Below are 2083 nucleotides of genomic sequence, written 5' to 3'. Positions count from 1 at the left end.
CACCGTGTGAGGCTGGATGGCGATGGTAATGCCTCGACCGGAATTTCTCTGGGCTATCCACGCTTGAGTTATGAACTGGATTTATTTGGCAAACTGGCCAACCAGACCGAAGCTGCGCGCTGGGAAGCCTTAGCCACCGAGCAGGATTTACAGGCCACAGCACAGAGTTTGATTGGTACAGCAGCAGAGCTGTATTGGCAGCTGGGCTATTTAAATGAACGTTATCAGGTGGTGCAGCAAAACCTGGCGACCGCACAAAAAACCTATGAACTGGTACAAGTACAGTATCGGGCTGGCGCGGTATCGGGTCTGGATGTAACCCAGGCAGAACAGTCGGTACAAAACCAGAAATCGACCTTAAGCCAGATTGAGCAGCAGCGTGTAGAAACCCGGACGGCCTTGGCAGTTTTATTAAACATGCCGGTGCAGCAACTGAATGTTCAGGAACCGCCGCGTTTACCACGCACGGCGCTGCCGGAGATTAGTGCCGGTTTGCCGGCAGAATTATTGGCGCGTCGTCCGGACTTGCAGGCCGCTGAGTTGCGCCTGCGCAAAGCCCTGGCCAATAAAGATGCCAATCGGGCCAGCTATTATCCATCGATCAGTTTGACTGGTGTGCTAGCGACTGGTGTGGGTGCCTCTACCTCACTAAGCAGTGCATTGCAAAATCCGGCCTTGACCTTGGGTGCAGGTTTAAGTCTGCCATTTTTACAATGGAATGACATGAAACGCGATTTACAGGTCAACGAACTGGAATATGAAAAAGCGATTTTGCAGTATCGCCAGACCCTATATGCCGCCTTTGCAGATGTGGAAAATGCATTATCGGCACGTAATGAGCTGGATAAGCAGCTTGCCTTGCAGGCACGTAATGTTGAACTGGCGGAAAAGTCTGAACGGTTGACTGAAGTTCGTTATCGTAACGGCGCAGTGGCATTAAAAAATCTGTTAGATGCACAGGAAACCACGCGTAATGCCCGTCTATCTTTGGTGCAAACCCGTCAGAGCCAATACAATGCTTATGTGACCTTGTTACAAGCGCTGGGTGGGAGTCCGATTCAGCAGTTGCCTTAAATTTTATAGAAGGCTTTGTTGCACAAACCTATCTGTAAAGGCTTTTTCAGCGATATAATTTTCAAATGAAGAAGCCTACACACAAAATCTACCGCACAACCAATTGGCCCGCATATAACCGAGCACTCATGAGTCGCGGAAATATTGCCATTTGGTTTGATCCTGCTACGCAATGGTATGCTCCATCAAAAGGCAAACAAGGGCGAAATCAAACCTACTCCGACGCAGCCATCCAATGCTGCTTAATGATTAAATCCTTATTCCGTCTATCTTTACGTATGGTCACTGGCTTTGTGCAAAGTCTGATTAAACTTTGCGGATTAAATTGGACCGCACCAGATTACAGTACGCTTTGTAGAAGACAAAAGCATATTGATATTGCAATCAGCTACCAAAAAAGTAGCGATGGGCTGCATCTACTCGTAGACTCTACAGGGATGAAGTTTCTAGGTGAGGGCGAATGGAAACGCAAGAAACATGGAGCTGAATATCGTCGCCAATGGCGTAAACTACATATTGGTATAGATGCCAAAACCCTACAAATACGCGCTATTCAGCTCACAACCAATAATGTCTGTGATTCACAGGTGCTTGGTGATTTACTTAATCAGATTCCACAAGATGAGCAGATTGACTCTGTTTATACCGATGGAGCTTATGACACCAAGCAATGCCGTCAGGTCATTGCAGATCGGCAAGCACATGCGGTGATTCCACCTAGAAAAAATGCGAAACCATGGAAAGATACAAAGAGTAGCTCGCTAGAGCGAAATGAATTACTTCGAACAATTAAACGTTTAGGTAGGACACTATGGAAAAAATGGTCAGGCTATCATCGCCGAAGTTTGGTTGAGACTAAAATGCACTGCATCAAATTATTAGGAGATAAACTCAGTGCAAGGAGCTTTGATAGCCAAGTCAATGAGGTTCATGCACGTGTAGCAGTCCTCAACAGATTTACGGAATTAGGTCGACCACTTACCCAAGTTACGCCTTAAATTTGGCTCAA

Annotated in this window: 2 protein-coding genes; both read left to right on the top strand. The window is 46.7% G+C overall.

All coding sequences use genetic code 11. From position 1 onward, the window contains the following. The coding region (locus tag R5R67_RS19225) for an efflux transporter outer membrane subunit (RefSeq protein WP_318755184.1) at positions 1–1074 on the top strand (1074 nt) is incomplete at its 5' end. Positions 1075–1139: 65 nt separating this feature from the next. Next, complete coding sequence (locus R5R67_RS19220) at positions 1140–2072, top strand: IS5-like element IS17 family transposase (protein ID WP_087539448.1); 933 nt, start codon at positions 1140–1142, stop codon at positions 2070–2072. Positions 2073–2083: the final 11 nt, after the last annotated feature.

The sequence above is a fragment of the Acinetobacter sp. OYA S30 genome, assembly GCF_033599315.1.
Taxonomy (GTDB): Bacteria; Pseudomonadota; Gammaproteobacteria; order Pseudomonadales; family Moraxellaceae; genus Acinetobacter; species Acinetobacter baumannii.
The sequence above is the reverse complement of the archived record's forward strand: the minus strand, read 5'-3'. Positions and strand labels throughout refer to the sequence as shown.

What these genes read in the sequence shown, in the direction of transcription:
- R5R67_RS19220 (WP_087539448.1), top strand. Translation starts at nt 1,140, where the DNA reads ATGAAGAAGCCTACACACAAAATCTACCGCACAACCAATTGGCCCGCA.